Origin of the sequence: Paenibacillus maysiensis (assembly GCF_000520815.1) — a bacterium.
In the GTDB taxonomy this organism is placed as follows: domain Bacteria; phylum Bacillota; class Bacilli; order Paenibacillales; family Paenibacillaceae; genus Paenibacillus; species Paenibacillus maysiensis.
Genome location: NZ_ASRY01000014.1, coordinates 1 through 17,904, shown reverse-complemented (window position 1 = coordinate 17,904; position 17,904 = coordinate 1). Strand labels below are relative to the sequence as shown.

The 17,904-nt window shown below is 47.2% G+C and carries 17 protein-coding genes; 16 read left to right on the top strand and 1 reads right to left on the bottom strand.

The features are described 5' to 3' along the window. Nucleotides 1-129: 129 nt before the first annotated feature. From L696_RS0101075 to L696_RS0101000, 16 genes are all read left to right on the top strand, one after another. Nucleotides 130-999, top strand: coding sequence for a hypothetical protein (locus L696_RS0101075; protein ID WP_025681998.1), 870 nt, complete (start codon nucleotides 130-132; stop codon nucleotides 997-999). Between the two features lie 354 nt (nucleotides 1,000-1,353). Next, the gene (gene hrcA, locus L696_RS0101070) at nucleotides 1,354-2,385 is read left to right on the top strand and encodes a heat-inducible transcriptional repressor HrcA (RefSeq protein ID WP_025681997.1); all 1,032 of its coding nucleotides are present in this window, start codon (nucleotides 1,354-1,356) and stop codon (nucleotides 2,383-2,385) included. A gap of 141 nt (nucleotides 2,386-2,526) precedes the next feature. Continuing rightward, nucleotides 2,527-3,099, top strand: coding sequence for a nucleotide exchange factor GrpE (grpE, locus tag L696_RS0101065; RefSeq protein WP_025681996.1), 573 nt, complete (start codon nucleotides 2,527-2,529; stop codon nucleotides 3,097-3,099). A gap of 85 nt (nucleotides 3,100-3,184) precedes the next feature. Then, nucleotides 3,185-5,029, top strand: coding sequence for a molecular chaperone DnaK (gene dnaK / locus L696_RS0101060; protein ID WP_025681995.1), 1,845 nt, complete (start codon nucleotides 3,185-3,187; stop codon nucleotides 5,027-5,029). 247 nt (nucleotides 5,030-5,276) lie between these two features. Next, nucleotides 5,277-6,407 carry a molecular chaperone DnaJ gene (gene dnaJ, locus L696_RS0101055; RefSeq protein WP_025681994.1) on the top strand — a complete coding sequence of 377 codons (1,131 nt, stop codon included), beginning with the start codon at nucleotides 5,277-5,279 and terminating at the stop codon, nucleotides 6,405-6,407. 201 nt (nucleotides 6,408-6,608) lie between these two features. Beyond that, nucleotides 6,609-8,264, top strand: a complete 1,656-nt coding sequence (gene dcuS / locus L696_RS0101050; RefSeq protein WP_155985281.1) for a DcuS/MalK family sensor histidine kinase — start codon at nucleotides 6,609-6,611, stop codon at nucleotides 8,262-8,264. Continuing rightward, nucleotides 8,257-8,976 carry a two-component system response regulator DcuR gene (gene dcuR / locus L696_RS0101045; RefSeq protein WP_025681992.1) on the top strand — a complete coding sequence of 240 codons (720 nt, stop codon included), beginning with the start codon at nucleotides 8,257-8,259 and terminating at the stop codon, nucleotides 8,974-8,976. Before dcuS ends, dcuR begins: the two co-directional genes overlap by 8 nt. Before the next feature lie 108 nt (nucleotides 8,977-9,084). After that, on the top strand, nucleotides 9,085-10,428 hold the full coding sequence (locus L696_RS0101040; RefSeq protein WP_025681991.1) for a 2-hydroxycarboxylate transporter family protein: 1,344 nt from the start codon (nucleotides 9,085-9,087) through the stop codon (nucleotides 10,426-10,428). Nucleotides 10,429-10,492: 64 nt separating this feature from the next. Next, on the top strand, nucleotides 10,493-11,698 hold the full coding sequence (locus L696_RS0101035) for an NAD(P)-dependent malic enzyme (RefSeq protein WP_025681990.1): 1,206 nt from the start codon (nucleotides 10,493-10,495) through the stop codon (nucleotides 11,696-11,698). Between the two features lie 170 nt (nucleotides 11,699-11,868). Next, a complete protein-coding gene (locus tag L696_RS0101030) occupies nucleotides 11,869-12,243 on the top strand; it encodes a hypothetical protein (RefSeq protein ID WP_013311164.1) in 375 nt (124 codons plus the stop codon). A gap of 24 nt (nucleotides 12,244-12,267) precedes the next feature. Next, nucleotides 12,268-12,453 carry a YfhD family protein gene (locus tag L696_RS0101025; RefSeq protein WP_025681989.1) on the top strand — a complete coding sequence of 62 codons (186 nt, stop codon included), beginning with the start codon at nucleotides 12,268-12,270 and terminating at the stop codon, nucleotides 12,451-12,453. A 348-nt stretch (nucleotides 12,454-12,801) separates the two neighbouring features. Then, complete coding sequence (prmA, locus tag L696_RS0101020; RefSeq protein ID WP_025681988.1) at nucleotides 12,802-13,767, top strand: 50S ribosomal protein L11 methyltransferase; 966 nt, start codon at nucleotides 12,802-12,804, stop codon at nucleotides 13,765-13,767. 2 nt (nucleotides 13,768-13,769) lie between these two features. Further along, nucleotides 13,770-14,462, top strand: a complete 693-nt coding sequence (locus L696_RS0101015) for a site-2 protease family protein (RefSeq protein WP_025681987.1) — start codon at nucleotides 13,770-13,772, stop codon at nucleotides 14,460-14,462. A gap of 164 nt (nucleotides 14,463-14,626) precedes the next feature. Continuing rightward, nucleotides 14,627-15,391 carry a 16S rRNA (uracil(1498)-N(3))-methyltransferase gene (locus tag L696_RS0101010; RefSeq protein ID WP_025681986.1) on the top strand — a complete coding sequence of 255 codons (765 nt, stop codon included), beginning with the start codon at nucleotides 14,627-14,629 and terminating at the stop codon, nucleotides 15,389-15,391. A gap of 1 nt (nucleotide 15,392) precedes the next feature. Next, nucleotides 15,393-16,736 carry a tRNA (N(6)-L-threonylcarbamoyladenosine(37)-C(2))-methylthiotransferase MtaB gene (mtaB, locus tag L696_RS0101005; RefSeq protein WP_025681985.1) on the top strand — a complete coding sequence of 448 codons (1,344 nt, stop codon included), beginning with the start codon at nucleotides 15,393-15,395 and terminating at the stop codon, nucleotides 16,734-16,736. Nucleotides 16,737-16,841: 105 nt separating this feature from the next. Continuing rightward, nucleotides 16,842-17,276 (top strand): NUDIX hydrolase, encoded by a 435-nt coding sequence (locus tag L696_RS0101000; RefSeq protein ID WP_025681984.1) that lies wholly within the window; start codon nucleotides 16,842-16,844, stop codon nucleotides 17,274-17,276. On the opposite strand, the gene L696_RS0100995 is transcribed toward L696_RS0101000, so the two are convergent. After that, a partial coding sequence (locus L696_RS0100995) for a Na/Pi symporter (protein WP_025681983.1) occupies nucleotides 17,266-17,904 on the bottom strand: 639 nt, incomplete at its 5' end. The two genes, L696_RS0101000 and L696_RS0100995, sit on opposite strands and share 11 nt — an antisense overlap.

The following is a 17,904-nucleotide window of genomic DNA, read 5'->3' as shown; positions in this document are numbered from 1 at the left end:
ATATCAGGTCAGTTCGTTTTTGTGCCACGGATAGTGATTCAGCGATTCGTCTCAGTACAGGTGCAATCGTTGAAGTCAAAAAGGTAAGGTTTATTTTTGTGCTAATTTTAAGTGAAGGGCCTAACATCAATGGAAAGAATGAAATTACAAAAAGACTGGCTTGATTATGTTAACAGACTACAGGAAAGAGAGCGGCAAAAAATTATTTCAAGTGGTATTACTAATTGGACTTTGCTTTTGGCAGTTATGGGCCTTGCTTATTGGATATATCCAGATATCGCAGCTATTCAAAAAAATTGGAAGACTGTTTTAATTGGGTATGTACTATTCGGTAATACAGCAATTACGCTTTTCGACTTTTTTAACAGTTATTATAGGCAAGGAAAAATAAAGAAGTATGGTTCCCCAACCAGTTCAATTGATATAAAAGGATTAAAAATTTTGTGGAGATATCAGCTAATTATGCTTATATCATTTTTAGGATCAAATGCATATTTTCTATTTCACTCGAAAAATTTTTTGTTTATTCTATATTTTATTCTATATTGTATACGGTATTTATTTGAAACAGTACCTACTTGCAAGCTTATAATTGATCCGCATAGGAAAGGGGAATTTGAAGAGCATTCATCTACCGATGTGAATTCTGAAAAAAGAATTGAAGCCCATAAGCTTCATGAAAAGCTCTTGATAATTATTATCAGGCTTTTATTTAGTGATTTGCTTAAACTCATAATGACTTTATTGCTAACAAGTTATATTTGTACAAATTACAATTTTAATAATATATTGTGGAAACAAATTTTTGATGGTTTAGTTATGGTCATTATTGTAATACTACTTCAATTTTTGTTGACTATTTTTATGAAACGCATGAAAATTGCTTGGCTGGAGAATCTCGAAAGAGAAATTATTGTAAATAATTTAATGGAAGACCAAATAGTTAGTAAATTAAAATTGGGCTATTTCAACGCAAGTAATATTGATAATTACTTTTGAATTGATATATTTTAAAGCTTTATAAGTTGAATTCGAAAAATGAACATAAAACGGAGTAGGCGGAATGGTGCTGTACAAGCGAAGCGGTCGCTTTTGTCCCCGGATTTCTACCCAATTATAAGCTTTATTCAAGAAATCCGGGGGCGGTGGCGATGGGAAGCACCATCCGACTGCGCAGTGGCACAATAAGAAACTTTAAAGTTCAGCTTATGTAATTGAAAATACGGATCTGACTTGACAATGATCCGGTCGGTTTGGTATTTTTGTATTATCGGTTAGCACTCATCGCGAACGAGTGCTAATGATTCCATTGAACAATCATGCTATTATGGATAAACATAAGGGGGGATTCGCTTGTTAACCGAACGTCAGAGACTCATTCTGAATGCGATTATTGATGACTACATTCGTTCGGCTGAGCCAGTGGGTTCCCGCAGCATATCCAAAAGGCAGGATGTCGGATTCAGCCCCGCCACGATCCGTAATGAAATGTCGGATTTAGAGGAACAGGGCTATCTGGAGCAACCCCATACTTCTGCGGGACGCATCCCATCTCATAAAGGCTACCGCTATTATGTGGACCATTTGGTACCACTGGATACGCTGAAGCCTATGGAAACGCGGGAACTAAAAGCCTTTTACGCCGAAAAGCTGAATGCAATGGAACAAGTAATCCAGCACGCATCTGGTATTTTGTCCCATATGACCAATTATACTTCCATCCTGCTTGGGCCGGAGGTTTTTCATACTTCATTGCGTCATTTTCAGCTATTGCCACTCAACGAAACAACTGCTGTGGCGATTATCGTGACCAATACCGGTCAGGTGGAGAACAAGACAGTGGATATTCCGCCGGGAATTTCGATTTCCGAGATGGAGAAGGTTGTGAATTTGCTGAACAACAAGCTGGTCGGCGTGCCGATTTATCAGCTTAAATCACGTCTTTACACTGCGCTTGGTCAGGAGATGGAAAAGCATGTGTCTCATTTTGAGGACGCTATGAAGGTGCTGGATAAAGCACTGGATAATGAATCGGATCAGCGCTTGTATTTGAGCGGTGCGACGAACATGCTAAATCAGCCTGAATTTAAGGATGTTGAAAAGGTCAAACATATTCTCGATCTGCTGGAGGAAACACCGACCCTGCTTAAGCTGATGATGCCTGTCGCCGGAGCGCCCGAAATTCAAGTCCGCATCGGGACAGAAAATGATCATGAAGCATTTGCCAATTGCAGTCTGATCACCGCGACGTATGCAGTAGATGGCGAAGCGTTGGGCACAATAGGTATACTGGGTCCGACACGGATGGAGTATGCGAGAGTTATTAATATTTTGGGCATCCTGTCTAAGGATTTGACCGCAATGCTCACGCAGCGGTTTAAATAGAATAAGACTGCACATGTTGCGGTGCTACAAGTCCGCGCCGGGATACGGTATGTATCCTGCGCGGGTGCATTGCTGCGTGTTTTTGCAAAGTAACAGCAATTTGAACTGAAGTGCGTTATGACTTGAAGGAGGTGAAACATTTTGAAGAAAGAACAAGCGTTCCAAGAAGAAAAACAACAAAATGTAAGCACAGAGGAAGCCACTGAGACGAACCAGCAGGAAGAGCCGGTGAACGAAGCGGCAGCATTGGAAGCCCAGGAGGGTGATACAGAGTTGGCTAAGCTTCGCGTGGAGGCAGAAGAGAATCAACAGCGGTTTTTACGTGCACAGGCAGATTTTGATAATTTTCGCCGTCGTACGCTAAAAGAGAAAGAGGACCTTGCCAAATATGCATCCATGAAACTGGTTACCGAATTGGTGCCTGTTCTGGATAACTTCGAGCGTGCGCTGGTAACAGCACCGCAAGGAGCGGAGGCTGAGTCATTCACCAAAGGTGTGGAGATGATCTTCCGTCAGTTTGAGAGCGTGCTTCAGGCTGAGGGAGTGACGGCCATGAATGCGGTGGGCCAACCGTTTAACCCTGATTTCCATCAGGCGATTATGCAGGTGGAAAGCGAAGAGCATGAGGAAGGCATCGTCGTTGAAGAGGTGCAAAAAGGATACATGCTGAAGGACAAGGTGCTTCGTCCGGCTATGGTAAAAGTGAGCATGTAGCTTTTTAATATACATTAGCAATAAATCGTTTGCTTTAACTATTTTGGCCTGAGGGCCTCGCATATACTGAAGGAGGAATTGTCTGATGAGTAAAGTAATCGGTATTGACTTAGGTACAACCAACTCTTGTGTGGCTGTTATGGAGGGTGGCGAAGCCGTTGTAATTCCAAATCCGGAAGGCGCACGCACAACCCCTTCGGTTGTTGGTTTCAAAAAAGATGGAGAACGTACTGTAGGTGAAACAGCAAAACGCCAAGCAATCACGAACCCGGACCGTACAATTATGTCCATCAAGCGACACATGGGTACAAATCATAAAGAAAGCATCGACGGCAAGGAATATTCTGCACAGGAAATTTCCGCTATGATTTTGCAAAAGCTGAAATCCGATGCTGAAGCTTACCTGGGCCAAACGGTAACTCAAGCCGTTATCACGGTTCCAGCTTACTTCAATGACAGCCAGCGTCAAGCAACCAAGGATGCGGGTAAAATCGCGGGTCTGGAAGTGCTGCGTATCGTCAACGAGCCAACAGCAGCTGCACTGGCATACGGTATGGAAAAATCCGAAGACCAAACAATCCTTGTTTATGATCTGGGTGGCGGTACATTCGACGTATCCATTCTGGAACTGGGTGACGGTTTCTTCGAAGTTAAAGCGACAAGCGGCGACAACAAGCTGGGCGGCGATGACTTCGACCAAGTGATTATTGATTATCTCGTAACGGAGTTCAAAAAAGATCAAGGCATCGACCTGAGCAAAGATAAAGCAGCTGTACAACGTTTGAAAGATGCAGCGGAAAAAGCGAAAAAAGAGCTGTCCGGCGTACTGACAACGACGATTTCCCTGCCGTTCATTACGGTAGCTGACGGTGTTCCACAGCATTTGGAGTTGAACCTGACTCGTGCGAAATTTGAAGAATTGTCTGAAGGTCTGGTAGAACGTACTTTGGAACCTACTCGTCAAGCGATGAAAGATGCAGGCATGAGTGCCAGCGACATCGACAAAATCGTTCTGGTCGGCGGTTCCACACGTATTCCGGCTGTACAGGAAGCGATTAAAAAACTGACAGGCAAAGAGCCTCATAAAGGCGTAAACCCTGATGAAGTGGTAGCTTTGGGTGCCGCAGTTCAAGCAGGCGTGCTGACAGGTGATGTGAAAGACGTCGTTCTTCTCGACGTAACTCCATTGTCCCTCGGTATTGAAACCGCAGGTGGCGTATTCACTAAAATGATCGAGCGTAACACGACGATCCCTACGAGCAAATCGCAGGTGTTCTCGACGTATGCTGACAACCAGCCTAGCGTGGAAATCCACGTATTGCAAGGTGAACGTGAAATGGCAGCAGGCAACAAAACGCTGGGCCGTTTCCAACTGGGAGATATTCCTCCAGCACCGCGCGGTGTACCGCAAATCGAAGTTACCTTTGATCTGGATGCCAACGGTATCGTGAACGTATCTGCTACGGATAAAGGTACAGGCAAGAGCCAAAAAATTACGATCACATCCTCCAGCGGCTTGAGCGACGAGGAAGTAGAACGTATGATGAAAGACGCTGAGCTGCATGCAGAAGAAGATAAAAAACGCAAAGATCTGGTAGAAGCTAAAAACTCTGCGGACCAACTGATCTACTCCGTAGACAAAACGATCAAAGATCTGGGCGAAAAAGCGGATGCAGGTGAAGTTGAAAAAGCGAACGCAGCTAAAGAAAATCTGCAAAAAATGCTGGAAACTGACAACCTGGAAGACATCAAAAAGGCTACTGAAGAGCTGACTGAGATCGTTCAGCAGTTGTCTGTGAAGCTGTATGAGCAAGCTGCTCAAGAAGCACAGGCTCAACAAGCTCAAGACGGCGCAGCAGATAGCAAAGGTCGCGACAATGTCGTTGACGCGGACTATGAAGTTGTTGACGAAGACAAGAAGAAAGACTAAGCCACGAATCGGTAGTGGTAGCATTACGGTACACCGGTGCGTTATAATATACTGAATGAAAAGAAGCAGCGTAGCTGCCTTGATAAATAACGATTAGCCTATGGGTAACAGTTATTTTCAGAATAAATAAGCATATTACGGGTTGTACTGCCTTGAAATGATGGGAAGGTCAAAGCCGGGTCATCCCGTGCCTTTGGCTTTCCTTTTATATGTAGTGCAGACACGTTGTAGGCATGGGGGTGGAACATTGGCTGATAAGCGCGATTATTATGAGGTGCTGGGCGTCGCGAAGGGCGCTTCGGATGAAGATGTTAAAAAGGCTTACCGTAAGCTGGCGCGTCAGTATCATCCGGACGTGAACAAGGCTGCGGACGCGGAAACCAAATTTAAAGAAGTGAAAGAGGCTTATGACGTTCTCAGTGATGGTCAGAAGCGGGCAAGATACGATCAATACGGTCATGTAGACCCGAATCAGGGCATGGGAGGCGGCTTCGGTGGTGGAGCCGACTTTGGTGGCGGATTTGGTGACATTTTTGATATGTTTTTTGGCGGTGGCGGCAATGGTCGACGTGACCCGAATGCACCGCAGCGTGGTAATGATCTTCAATATACAATGACGATCGAATTCAAGGAAGCTGTATTCGGCAAGGAAACCGACATTAACATTGAGCGCACGGAAACGTGTGATACGTGTCATGGTACGGGAGCCAAAAAGGGTACTCAACCACAAACCTGTTCCGTCTGCAAGGGTAGCGGACAAGAAGAAGTGGTGCAGAATACACCGTTTGGCCGGATGGTTAATCGTCGCGCATGCTCCAACTGCGGCGGCTCCGGTAAAATCATCAAAGAGAAATGCACCACTTGTAGCGGTTCTGGTCGTGTGCGCAAGCAGCGTAAAATTCATATCCGCATTCCGGCAGGTGTGGATGACGGTGCGCAAATGCGTATCAACGGTGAGGGCGAAGGCGGTGTCAACGGTGGACCGGCAGGTGATCTGTATGTCGTTTTCCGTGTGAAGTCGCATGATTTCTTTGAGCGTGAGGGAGACGATATTTACTGCGAAATTCCGCTAACGTTCTCGCAGGCGGCATTGGGAGATGAAGTTGAAATTCCGACGCTGACCGAGAAAGTGAAGCTGAAGGTTCCTGCTGGTACGCAAACAGGAACATACTTCCGTCTTAAAGGCAAGGGTGTGCCAAAACTGCGTGGCGTAGGTCAGGGCGACCAGCATATTAAGGTGGTCGTGGTCACGCCTAGCAAGCTGAGCGAGGAACAGAAGGAATTGCTGCGTCAGTTCTCTTCGCTTAGCGGTGAGCAGACACATGAGAATGAGCAATCCTTTTTTGACCGTGTGAAGCGCGCCTTCCGAGGCGACTAAGCTAAGCTAGAATCGCGGAGCTTCAACCATGAATCGGAGGGAACTGTTCCGTAATTACGGAATAGTTCCCTATTTTGTTATAGCGAAAGAGTAGAATGAAGCTGTATGATATTATAGCTATGCAAATTCACGTAAACACATACATAACCATTTTTGTATAAGCATATTGGACTATTTAGATTTAACATGAAGTGTGAAAGGGTGAGTTCTATCGAAAAGTCACAGCCTAAGCTTCGTCGGGGTAAACCGCTATTCAAGCTCAGAGGGCTGATTACGCTGCTGGTTTGTCTGGTTATGGCACTGGTGCTCCTGCCTGTAACTTTGTTATTCGCAGAGAGAGTTGAGTATGAAACTGAAATGGGGCTAGAGGAAAAAGCGATGTCCATCGCGCGTACACTCGCCCATACGCCGCTTATTGTCGAGCATTTGCAACAGTCCGGGTCGTCTCCGCCCATGCAGGAGTATGTGGAGAGTGTTTCATCGGCTAATCACATTCAGTTTGTCGTCGTTATGGACATGAAGGGGATTCGTAAAACACACCCGGATGTAAGGAAGATCGGCAAAGCCTTTGTCGGGGGAGATGAATACACTGCACTTCATGGTCATGAGAGCGTGTCTGTTGCGAAGGGAACGCTGGGCTTGTCCATGCGAGCCTTTTCTCCCGTATTCAGTTCTACAGGCAAGCAGGTAGGCGCAATTGTCGTTGGTATTTCTTTACAGGATGTAGAGCGGGCTCAGGTGGGGAACTACCGGCTTATTGCTATCGCTATTGGTATCGGGATGCTGATCGGCACTGGAGGTGCTGTGGTGCTGGCCCGTAAAATCAAAAGTATGCTGGTTGGTCTGGAGCCACCGGAAATCGCACGCTTGCTGGAGGAACGCAGTGCTATGCTGCAATCCATCAAGGAAGGAGTCATTGCGGTGGATGAGTCCAGCCGTATCATACTGATGAATGCGGAAGCAATTCGTCTGCTCAGGCAAGCGGGAATTGAGGATATCTCGTCTTCAGGGCAGGAGATTAACGCTTATTTGTCCGCTTTTCGATTACAAGAGGTTTTGGCGGCAGGCACTCCACGAATGGATGAGGACATGGAGCTTGGGGGAATAACCTTGCTCACCACCAGTGTTCCGATACGGGTCAAAGGGGAAATCGTGGGAGCAATTGTAACCTTTCGGGATAAAACGGAGGTAAACCGGCTTGCCGAGCGTTTGACAGGTGTGTCCCTGTACACGGAGGCGCTACGTGCACAGGCTCACGAATTTATGAACAAGCTGCATGTCATTATGGGGATGGTACATTTGCGAATGTACGATAAGCTGGAGCATTACATCATGGATGCCGTTGAGCATCATCAAGTGGAGATTGGCTCGATTACCCGGCAGATCAGGGACCCGGTGATGGCGGGCTTTGTTTTGGGGAAGCTAAGCCGGGCCAGAGAGGTTGGGGTGAGCTTCGAATTGACTCCAGGCAGTCACTTGCCTGAAACCGATCGAACCCAAACTATTCATGAATTGATAACCATACTTGGAAATCTGTTCGATAATGCAGTGGAGGCAATGGAATCTCTGGACCATAAGTGGATAACCCTGTCCTTCTATTATGAGAAAGATCAGAAGAACGGCTGTCTGACATGTGTAATGTGTGACAATGGTCCGGGTATACCGGGAAGTCTCGTGGAAACGATATTTGAAAAAGATTTTTCAACCAAGGGAGATTCACGGGGAATGGGACTTTATCTGGTGATGCAAAGCGTAAAAAGATTAAAAGGAACCATAAAGCTGATTCCGGCCGAGCAAGGGTGCTGTTTTCAGATTATGATTCCATATATTATAACGGGGAATGATGAATATGATTAATGTCCTGATTGTAGAAGATGATCCGATGGTTGCGGAATTTAACCGCAAATACATGGAGCAGGTAGAGGGTTTTCAATGTGGAGGTTGGGCTTCTTCTGTGGAAGAGGCCAAGGAATTTTTGGCTGAACGAGCAATTGATCTGATTTTACTAGATGTATATATGCAGGAAAGCAATGGCCTTGATTTGCTGTCATTCATACGGGAGACGGGAGTGAATGCGGACGTCATCGTGATTTCAGCTGCAAGTGATATGAACAGTGTCAAAAAAGCGATGAATTTTGGCGCGATGGATTATTTGATTAAGCCGTTCCACTTTAATCGCTTTCTGGAGGCACTTACGGGTTACCGGGAGCATATTAGCATCGTGCGTGAACGCAGCTTGCTTTCACAGGAGGAGCTGGACCGTCTCCTGTATCATAAAAGCTCGACTAAGGATTTGGCCCGACTGCCCAAAGGGATAACAAAGTCAACGCTGGCTATGATATGGAATTGTATCCGGCAGCATAAACCGATGCTATTTTCCACCGAGGATATTGCAGAGAGTACAGGGATATCCAGGGTGTCTATACGCAAATATCTGACTTTTTTGACGGAGATTGAGGTGCTTGCCATGGAAACCATCTATGGTACCATCGGACGACCTGTTTACCAATATCGTATTTTGCCGCAGGCAGAAGAAATCATGGCCGGTTATAATTTAGGCTGCCTTTAATTACTTTAGTTACAAAAGTGAATTATTAGTTTTGAAACCAAATGAAGCGCTTTCCAAGGTGTAGAATGGAAACATGATCATCATTCTTTACTACAAGGAGGGAGCTTTATGGAAAATGCTACAAACCAGGCTGTCATTCAAAAAGGGCAAAAATGGCATAAAAATCCTGCAGATGGAATCAGGATGTTAGGCAGGATAAAAGTGGGGGTTATTCCGCTTCCGCTCTACGCTGTGATTGCGTTGGTTGTATACGCAGCTGCGATTACACAAAGACTTCCAAACGATATGTTGGGCGGATTCGCCGTCATCATGATTTTGGGCATACTGCTCAGTGAACTGGGTGCCAAACTTCCGTTGCTCAAGCATATTGGCGGCCCAGCCATTTTGTCACTCATGGTTCCATCGTTGATGGTATTTTGGAATATGTTCAGTCCGTCCGCGATGGGAGCTGTACACACGCTCATGAAAACATCGAATTTTCTTTATTTCTACATCGCTTGTTTGGTAACCGGAAGTATTCTTGGTATGGATCGCAAAATGCTGATGAACGGAATCGTCAAAATTTTTGCCCCCATTATAGTAGGCTCCATTGCAGCTGTTGCAGCAGGTATGGTCGTAGGGATGGCTTTTGGCTACAGTGCCTATCATACTTTCTTTTATATCATCATTCCCATTATCTCCGGTGGGATTGGAGAAGGTATTTTACCTTTGTCCATCTCGTATGGATTGGTCCTGGGCAAAGATTCGGCGGTATTCGTATCCCAGTTTATCCCGGCCGCGATCATCGGGAACATCGTTGCAATTATAGGTGCGGGTGTTCTTAAGAGATTAGCGGAGAAGAGACCAAATACTTCGGGTAACGGAAGGTTGTTGAAACTTAATAAAGAAGAAAAGCTAGCCCCTACAAGTTTGGATCAACCCGTTTCTTTTCCATTGATGGGTGGAGGATTGCTATTGGCCTGTACTTTCTTTATCGTAGGTAAGCTGTTAGAGCCGTATCTTCATATTCCAGGACCCATTCTGATGATTTTGGCAGCGGCTATTATTAAATGTGTTCAAATCATGCCGAATCAGTTGGAGCAGGGAGCCTTTCATTTGTACAAATGTATAACGGCAAGCCTGACGTGGCCATTGATGGTAGGATTAGGGATTTTATACGTGCCTTTGGATAGTGTGGTTGGGATTTTGACGATTCCTTATGCCATCACCTGTGCATCGGTTGTGGTTGCATTAATTGTTGCAGGGTATTTTACTGGAAAATGGATTAATATGTATCCGGTGGAAGCCGCACTGGTGACCAGTTGTCGCGGCGGATTAGGAGGCACGGGGGATGTGGCCATTTTGTCTGCATCAAATCGGATGGAGCTGATGCCTTTTGCGCAAATTGCAACCCGTATTGGCGGGGCAGCCACGGTCATTTTAGCAACTTTGTTACTCAATTTATGGAGCTGACGAGTTTTATATAGAGACATGAAATTCATAGCTTGAATACAGACATGAAAGGATGGAGAGAAATATGAGTAGTTTATTGGATGAAATCAGACAATTACATGAGGGCGGTAAAATGGAGACCCAACCCAAGCAGTTGATTGAAAGCATGGAGGAGCTATCCAAGATATACACACCTGGTGTAGCTGAAATCTGTATGGAAATTGCGAATGATCCAGCCAAAGCGTATCAATTAACGATCAAAAAAAATACGGTGGCGGTCGTATCGGACGGAACAGCGGTGCTTGGATTAGGGGATATCGGACCGGAAGCGGCCATGCCTGTAATGGAGGGTAAGGCGGTACTGTTCAAACAATTTGCAGACGTAGACGCATTTCCAATCTGTCTCAATACGAAGGACCCTGATGAAATTGTTCAAATCGTCAAAATGATCGCTCCTGCCTTTGGAGGCATTAATCTGGAGGACATTTCTTCACCACGCTGTTTTGAGATCGAGAGACGATTGAAAGAGGAGTTGGACATTCCGGTATTTCATGATGATCAGCACGGCACGGCAGTCGTAGTATTGGCGGGTCTGGTCAATGCACTGAAGGTATGCGGCAAGAAAATGGATGATGTCAAAGTTGTATTTGCAGGTATCGGTGCGGCTGGTATGGCTTGCTCTCGTATGCTACTCAAGGCAGGTGTACGCAATCTGATTGGCGTTGATCGGCAAGGAGCCATTCATCGTGGAGTAGAATACAGCAACCCGCATTGGACAGAGTATGCGAATATGACCAATCCCCATAATCTGAGTGGTAGTTTATCCGAGGTGATTGCGGGAGCTGATGTTTTCATCGGTGTGTCAGGCCCGGATTTACTGAGTGTGGAGGATATTCAGAGCATGGCTGCTGATCCTATAGTCTTCGCCATGGCGAACCCGAAGCCAGAGATTGATCCAGCTTTAGCAGCGCCTTTTGTACGTGTATTGGCTACGGGCCGCTCCGATTTTCCAAATCAGATTAACAATGTGCTGTGCTTCCCGGGAATTTTCCGGGGCGCACTGGATTGCCATGCTACGACGATTAATGAAGAAATGAAGCTGGCTGCCGGACTTGCCATTGCCGATGCGATCAGTCCTGAAGAGCTAAGTGAAACTTATATCATACCCAATGTGTTTAATCCGCAGGTAGTCTCTAAGGTCCGGGATGCTGTCGTTCGCGCTGCATGGGAGACGGGGGTAGCCAAGGCAGGTAAAGCTCCTGTCGCCGTTCTGCACCCGCAAAAGTTATAGTCTTCACAAACTACTTCCAACCGTTTCAGCCTACTAAACTCGGTGCTGTCTGTTCCGTTCCGCTTTCGTGGGGAATATAAATCCGTGCCAATGAGCAGGATATAGCAAAGCGCAACTGTCTATGTTATTGAACAGGAGTTGCGCTAAATACCACACAGGGAGTTTTTGGGATGGGTGAAAAAAATATTTTGGCGTATTTCAAAAGCCCCGAGGAAGCGCAAGGAGCGGCTAGAAAACTGGAAGCTCTCCGGGTAGCGGATGTGTCGATAGACCGATTTAGCCGATATCCGCGACAGTCCACGGGCAACGCTGGATTACCTGTATTTTCGGGACAGATTAGCAGCTTGTCCTCACTAACACAGGGAGTGGACTTTACGGATGCAACCCCGGCGATACTGGCTGCGGCCGATCCGTCTGCCAGCGGAATGAGCGATGGAGGACAGGGTGGACCGACAGGCCGTGATATATTGCTAACCGCTGTGGTGGATGAATCCATTCATCATCAGGCGATGTCTATTGTGGAACAAGCGGGTGGTATGCTGTGAAAACGTTGGAAGGAGCTGTGACAGATGCCCACAAACAAACGGTACGATAAGGTACTGACCAAAACCGAGAAAATCAAGCGTGCACAATCTGCTAAAAATGAGGATGTTGAGTTCTCGGCAGATCAGGCAGATGCTGAGGATTTGGAAGCGATCCGGCGCGGTGAAGTGGCTGATCGTCGTCAGCAGCGCATCATAAACGACAGCGAGTAGATTTAATAAGACGGGTTATCCCCCATCATTAAAGATTGTGGGATAGCCCGTCTTATTTATGTTCTTTCCTCTTTTTATTAATTATCCGCTATATGCTGTTGCGCTAAAAACAAGGGGACCGGAGACGAAAGCAGTAGTCGCAGGCGTGGCCATTATAAGTCACTCCTTCTTTGAATATACTATATTGTATATACTAGAGTTAAGGGTGCTTGGACTAAAAGAGTGGACAACATACACAAGTTCTACAAAAACATTTTGCACTCCGATGATACTAGCTTTTTTGAACTCATATGCATGTATATAGTACAATATAGAGTATGCATGTGAAATGAGGAGGAAATGAAAACCATGTTGTGGAATGAAATTACAATACATACAACCGAAGAAGCCGTCGAAATGATTTCGAATTTTCTGCACGAAGCAGGTGCGGGAGGGGTTTCCATTGAAGAATCCGGTACGCTGAACAAACCACGCGATACGTCCTACGGACAGTGGTATGATCGGCCCTTGAATGACATTCCTGAAGGACAAGCGACCATCAAGGGGTATTTTGCCGAAGAAGTGGATATGGACGGCATACGTGCGCAAATTGAGCCACGCGTCGAAGAATTGAGAACATTTGATATTGATCCCGGCGAGGTTCGGTATGAGCTGAAAACGGTCAACGAGGATGATTGGGCGAATGCCTGGAAGCAATATTTCAAGCCTTTGCGTGTGTCGGATCGTCTAACGATCAAACCTACTTGGGAAGCCTATGAGCCTGCCAGTGAAGATGAAAAAATTATTGAGCTGGACCCCGGCATGGCCTTTGGCACCGGAACGCATCCCACAACATCACTTTGCCTGAGAGCGCTGGAATCAGTGATTAAGGGTGGAGAAGAAGTTATTGATGTGGGCACAGGCTCCGGCATTTTGGCGATTGGAGCCGTACAACTGGGAGCGAAGCATGTACTGGCTCTGGACCTTGATCCCGTAGCGGTATCCAGTGCGCGGGAAAATACCCATCTGAACGGACTGGAGGATCGCATTACTATTAAAGAGAGCGATCTGCTGTCTGTACTGAATGCGAGCGATCCAACGCTGGGTATCCAGTTGCCAGTCAAGCTGGTGGTCGCTAATATTTTGGCCGAAATTATTCTGCTGTTTATTGATGATGTGTACAAGGCTCTGGAGCCAGGTGGTATTTATATCGCTTCAGGGATTTGGAAGAACAAAGAAGAAGTTGTCGAAAACGCATTGAAGGCGGCTGGCTTCGACATTGCCGAAACGTGCCGGGATGAGGATTGGCTGGCGTTTGTGGCGAGAAAGAGGTAACCATGGATTTTTTACAAAATATTTTTCGTGTAAATTTAAATGTTCTTCCATTTTACTTGCTGGCTGTGATCATATCTTTTACGGTGCATGAATTTGCACATGCGTATTATGCCAATAAATTTGGTGACCCCACAGCCAAGCTGCTTGGGCGCGTGACTTTAAATCCGGCCGTGCATATTGATCTGCTGGGTACGCTGTTGCTGCTGATCGGGGGCTTTGGCTGGGCCAAGCCTGTTCCGGTTAACCGTGACAATTTTAGCCGTCCGCGCCTCATGGGCATTATTGTTTCGGCTGCCGGTCCGCTGAGCAATCTGCTGCTTGCATTTGTCACTACATTGATCTATGCCATGCTCCTTCATTTTCAAGTGCTGCCGGGGATGGAGAACCAGCGGGTGGCTCAGGCGATCTATTTGTTTATCAATGCACTGATCAATTTGAATCTGTTTTTGTTTATCTTTAACTTGATTCCACTGCCTCCGCTGGATGGATACCGCATTGTGGAAGACGTAGCCCCAACTCCTGTGCGCCGTAAGCTTCAGCAGTTTGAACAGTGGTCCATCTTTATTTTTCTGCTTATACTGGTCATTCCGCAGGTTCGGGCTGTAACGATTGAACCTCTTTACATGCTGGCCCAGATGATCTATATCCAGTTTTTGCAGTTTTCTTTTTACATCACCGGATTATTTGGAGCCTAAGGGCTCCTTTTTTTACGAGAACAGATAGGTATTACACGAATGGAAGAGGGAACAGACTGGTCATACAGGCGCAAAAGATGATATGATGTTGCTTGGTGATTTATTCGGATTTTGTACGGAACGTCAGTGGATAACAGTTATTTTTAGAATAGGTGTGAGAGAGAATGCAGCGTTATTTTATTCCGGCAGAGCAGTTTCTGGAAGATCACGTGATTGTTGCGGGTGAGGACGCGCGGCATATCGCCAAGGTCATGCGGGGTCGTAGTGGTGACAAAATTATAGTCAGTGACGGGGTATCAAGGGAAGCGCTGGCTGCGCTGGATACGATAGAACAGGATCGTGTGACGGCGACGATCATCGAGCCGCTGGAAATGACCTCCGAACCGCATGTGCAGGTCACCATTGCCCAAAGTCTCCCCAAGGGAGACAAGATGGAGACTGTTATGCAAAAATGTACAGAAATCGGGGCAGCGGGGTTTGTACCGTTTTTGTCCGAGCGTACGGTCGTGCAGTATGATGCCAAAAAGGAAGGCAAGCGACTGGAGCGCTGGCGCAAGATTGTGAAGGAAGCGGCTGAGCAAAGCCACCGTAACCGGATTCCGGAAATTAGCGCGCCGATGACGTGGAAGGAGCTGCTGGCTTCTTTTTCGCAGTATGATTTGATATGCTATTGTTATGAAAAAGAGCAGGGGCGGCAGCTACGGGATGTGATTCAGCCTTTGGCAGGACAATGGACGTCGATGGACAAGCCGCGTGTTCTGCTAGTAGTGGGTCCGGAAGGCGGCTTCAGCGAAGCGGAGAGTCTGGAGGCCGAGCAGGCCGGAGCGCAGTCTACGGGGCTGGGAAGACGCATTTTGCGTGCGGAAACCGCAGGTATGGCTGCCTTGGCTTGCATTTTATATGAGTCAGGAGAAATGGGAGGGGTTTAACATGCCGTCAGTGGCATTTTACACATTGGGTTGTAAGGTAAACTTTTATGATACAGAAGCGATTTGGCAGCTGTTCAAAAATGAAGGCTATGAGCAGGTAGATTTTGATGAGCAGACAGCTGACGTCTACCTTATTAATACATGCACCGTTACGAATACCGGCGATAAAAAGAGTCGTCAGATCATTCGCCGTGCGATTCGTCGGAACCCAGATGCCATTGTGGCAGTGACGGGCTGCTACGCCCAAACTTCTCCTGCCGAAATTATGGATATTCCCGGTGTCGATCTCGTTATTGGTACACAGGACCGGGACAAAATTATTCCGTTTGTACAGGAGATTCAAGAGTCGCGTCAACCAGTGAATGCTGTGCGCAATATTATGAAAACGCGCGTGTTCGAGGAAATGGATGTACCTGATTTTGCTAACCACACACGTGCGTTTTTGAAAATTCAGGACGGCTGCAACAATTTCTGCACCTTCTGCATCATTCCGTGGTCGCGTGGGCTGTCCCGCAGCCGCGATGCCGCGAGCATTATGACTCAGGCGCGTCAACTGGTGCATGCGGGCTACAAGGAAATTGTGCTCACGGGCATTCATACAGGCGGTTATGGTGACGACATGGACAACTATGACCTGTCCGATCTGCTGTGGGATCTGGAGAAGGTGGAAGGGCTGGAGCGTATCCGTATCAGCTCGATTGAAGCCAGCCAGATAGATGAAAAAATGCTCGATGTGCTGAATCGTTCCACCAAGCTGGTGCGTCATTTTCACATACCGCTTCAAGCGGGAGACGACACTGTGTTGAAACGGATGCGCCGTAAATACACAACCGAAGAGTTTTACAATAAAATGCTCATGATTCGCAAGGCGATGCCGGATGTGGCGATTACGACAGATGTTATTGTTGGCTTCCCTGGGGAGACGGACGAAATGTACCGCAACGGCTATGAGCTGATGAAAAAAATCGGCTTCTCGGAAATGCATGTGTTCCCTTATTCCAAGCGCAGTGGCACACCTGCGGCGCGTATGGAGGATCAGGTGGACGAGGACGTGAAAAATGCACGTGTGCATGAGCTGATTGAACTGTCAGAGCAAATGCAGTTGGCTTATGCAGAGAAGTTTGTCGGTCAGGTGTTGGAGGTCATTCCGGAAGTTGCGCCGAAAGGGACCGAAGATAGCGGCATGCTTCACGGTTACAGTGACAATTACATTCAACTGGTGTTTGAAGGTTCTGAGGATCTGGTGGGCAAGGTGTGCCGCGTGAAGCTGACGAAGGCGGGCGTTAATGAAAGTGAAGGCCAATTGGTCCGTGTGCTGGAGAATGGACTGCAAACAGCCCTATAATAACTAAAAAAAGCCTGAACAGGCCATAGTGATGGCAAACAAGGATTTCGCCTTTCCTTACAGGGAGGACGGAATCCTTGTTGCGCAAGGAAAGGGGATTACAGGATGGCAGCAAAAAAGGAAATTTCCGCAGGCGGTGTTGTGTACCGTAAACAGGGGGAGCAGCTTGAAATTCAGCTGATTACCGACCGATACGGCAAGGTCTCCTTGGCTAAAGGCAAAATGGAGTCGGGAGAAACGATCGAACAGACGGCTTTGCGTGAAATTCGTGAGGAAACAGGGCTGAACGGACGGATTATCCAGCATGTAGATATGATTGCTTATACGTATCAGCATCCTGAATTCGGGGAAGTGGACAAGGAAGTTCATTATTATCTCGTAGAGGCACTGGATGGGGATTTACAGGCACAGATTGAAGAAATTAAAGGTGTTGCGTGGCATACGCCTGAGGAAGCATGGCGTCTCCAGCGCCAAGGCGGATATGACAACAATGATGTCATTTTGAGCAAAGCGCTGTCCATGCTTGGAATTAACGTTTGATGATGTTGGGAGACATGCGATTCTCCAAACGTGCCCATACAGGTAAATAGCAGACTGGCAAGACAAGCAGAGAGCTGATCACGTTAAACAGGGTTTGGGCATGGGCGACCTTGGCTCCAGGCTCGGCGGATATCCAGGCGGCTGCCATTTCCAGCCCGGGGATCAGCGGCATAAACAGCAACGCCCCGCCTACGTTCAGCAGTACATGGGACCAGGCCACAAATTTGCCGGATACGCTGCCGCCAACAGCGGCAATCAGGGCCGTCACGCAGGTGCCAACGTTGGAGCCAATGACGATGGCGATACCCACATCGGCTGGCAAAGCTCCCGCAGCAGCGAGGCTGATCGCCATGCCAATAACGGCGGCGCTGCTGTGAACCAGTGCGGTCAGGCAGGCCCCAGCGGCGAAGGCCCACCACATGTTGGCCGCAGCGTGGTCAAGAAACCAGCGGAACAACCCGGCCTGCTCAATCCAAGGGCCGATTGTTTGCATCACACGGATACCCGCAAGGATCAGCGAAAATCCGGCAAAGGCGAGGCTGATATATTGTACAGCCTGCGGACGGCTGAGTTGATTGGGGCTGGATGGTGGCCCGGCAGACGCATACTGGTGGCTGGAGACAGCCTC

Bases quoted from the DNA above. Each gene is read 5' to 3' on its own strand.
- L696_RS0101025 (WP_025681989.1), top strand. From the start codon at position 12,268: ATGCCCACAAACAAACGGTACGATAAGGTACTGACCAAAACCGAGAAA.
- L696_RS0101010 (WP_025681986.1), top strand. From the start codon at position 14,627: ATGCAGCGTTATTTTATTCCGGCAGAGCAGTTTCTGGAAGATCACGTG.
- dcuR (WP_025681992.1), top strand. From the start codon at position 8,257: ATGATTAATGTCCTGATTGTAGAAGATGATCCGATGGTTGCGGAATTT.
- L696_RS0101000 (WP_025681984.1), top strand. From the start codon at position 16,842: ATGGCAGCAAAAAAGGAAATTTCCGCAGGCGGTGTTGTGTACCGTAAA.
- L696_RS0101030 (WP_013311164.1), top strand. From the start codon at position 11,869: ATGGGTGAAAAAAATATTTTGGCGTATTTCAAAAGCCCCGAGGAAGCG.
- dnaK (WP_025681995.1), top strand. From the start codon at position 3,185: ATGAGTAAAGTAATCGGTATTGACTTAGGTACAACCAACTCTTGTGTG.
- L696_RS0101035 (WP_025681990.1), top strand. From the start codon at position 10,493: ATGAGTAGTTTATTGGATGAAATCAGACAATTACATGAGGGCGGTAAA.
- mtaB (WP_025681985.1), top strand. From the start codon at position 15,393: ATGCCGTCAGTGGCATTTTACACATTGGGTTGTAAGGTAAACTTTTAT.
- prmA (WP_025681988.1), top strand. From the start codon at position 12,802: ATGTTGTGGAATGAAATTACAATACATACAACCGAAGAAGCCGTCGAA.
- L696_RS0101015 (WP_025681987.1), top strand. From the start codon at position 13,770: ATGGATTTTTTACAAAATATTTTTCGTGTAAATTTAAATGTTCTTCCA.
- L696_RS0101040 (WP_025681991.1), top strand. From the start codon at position 9,085: ATGGAAAATGCTACAAACCAGGCTGTCATTCAAAAAGGGCAAAAATGG.
- L696_RS0101075 (WP_025681998.1), top strand. From the start codon at position 130: ATGGAAAGAATGAAATTACAAAAAGACTGGCTTGATTATGTTAACAGA.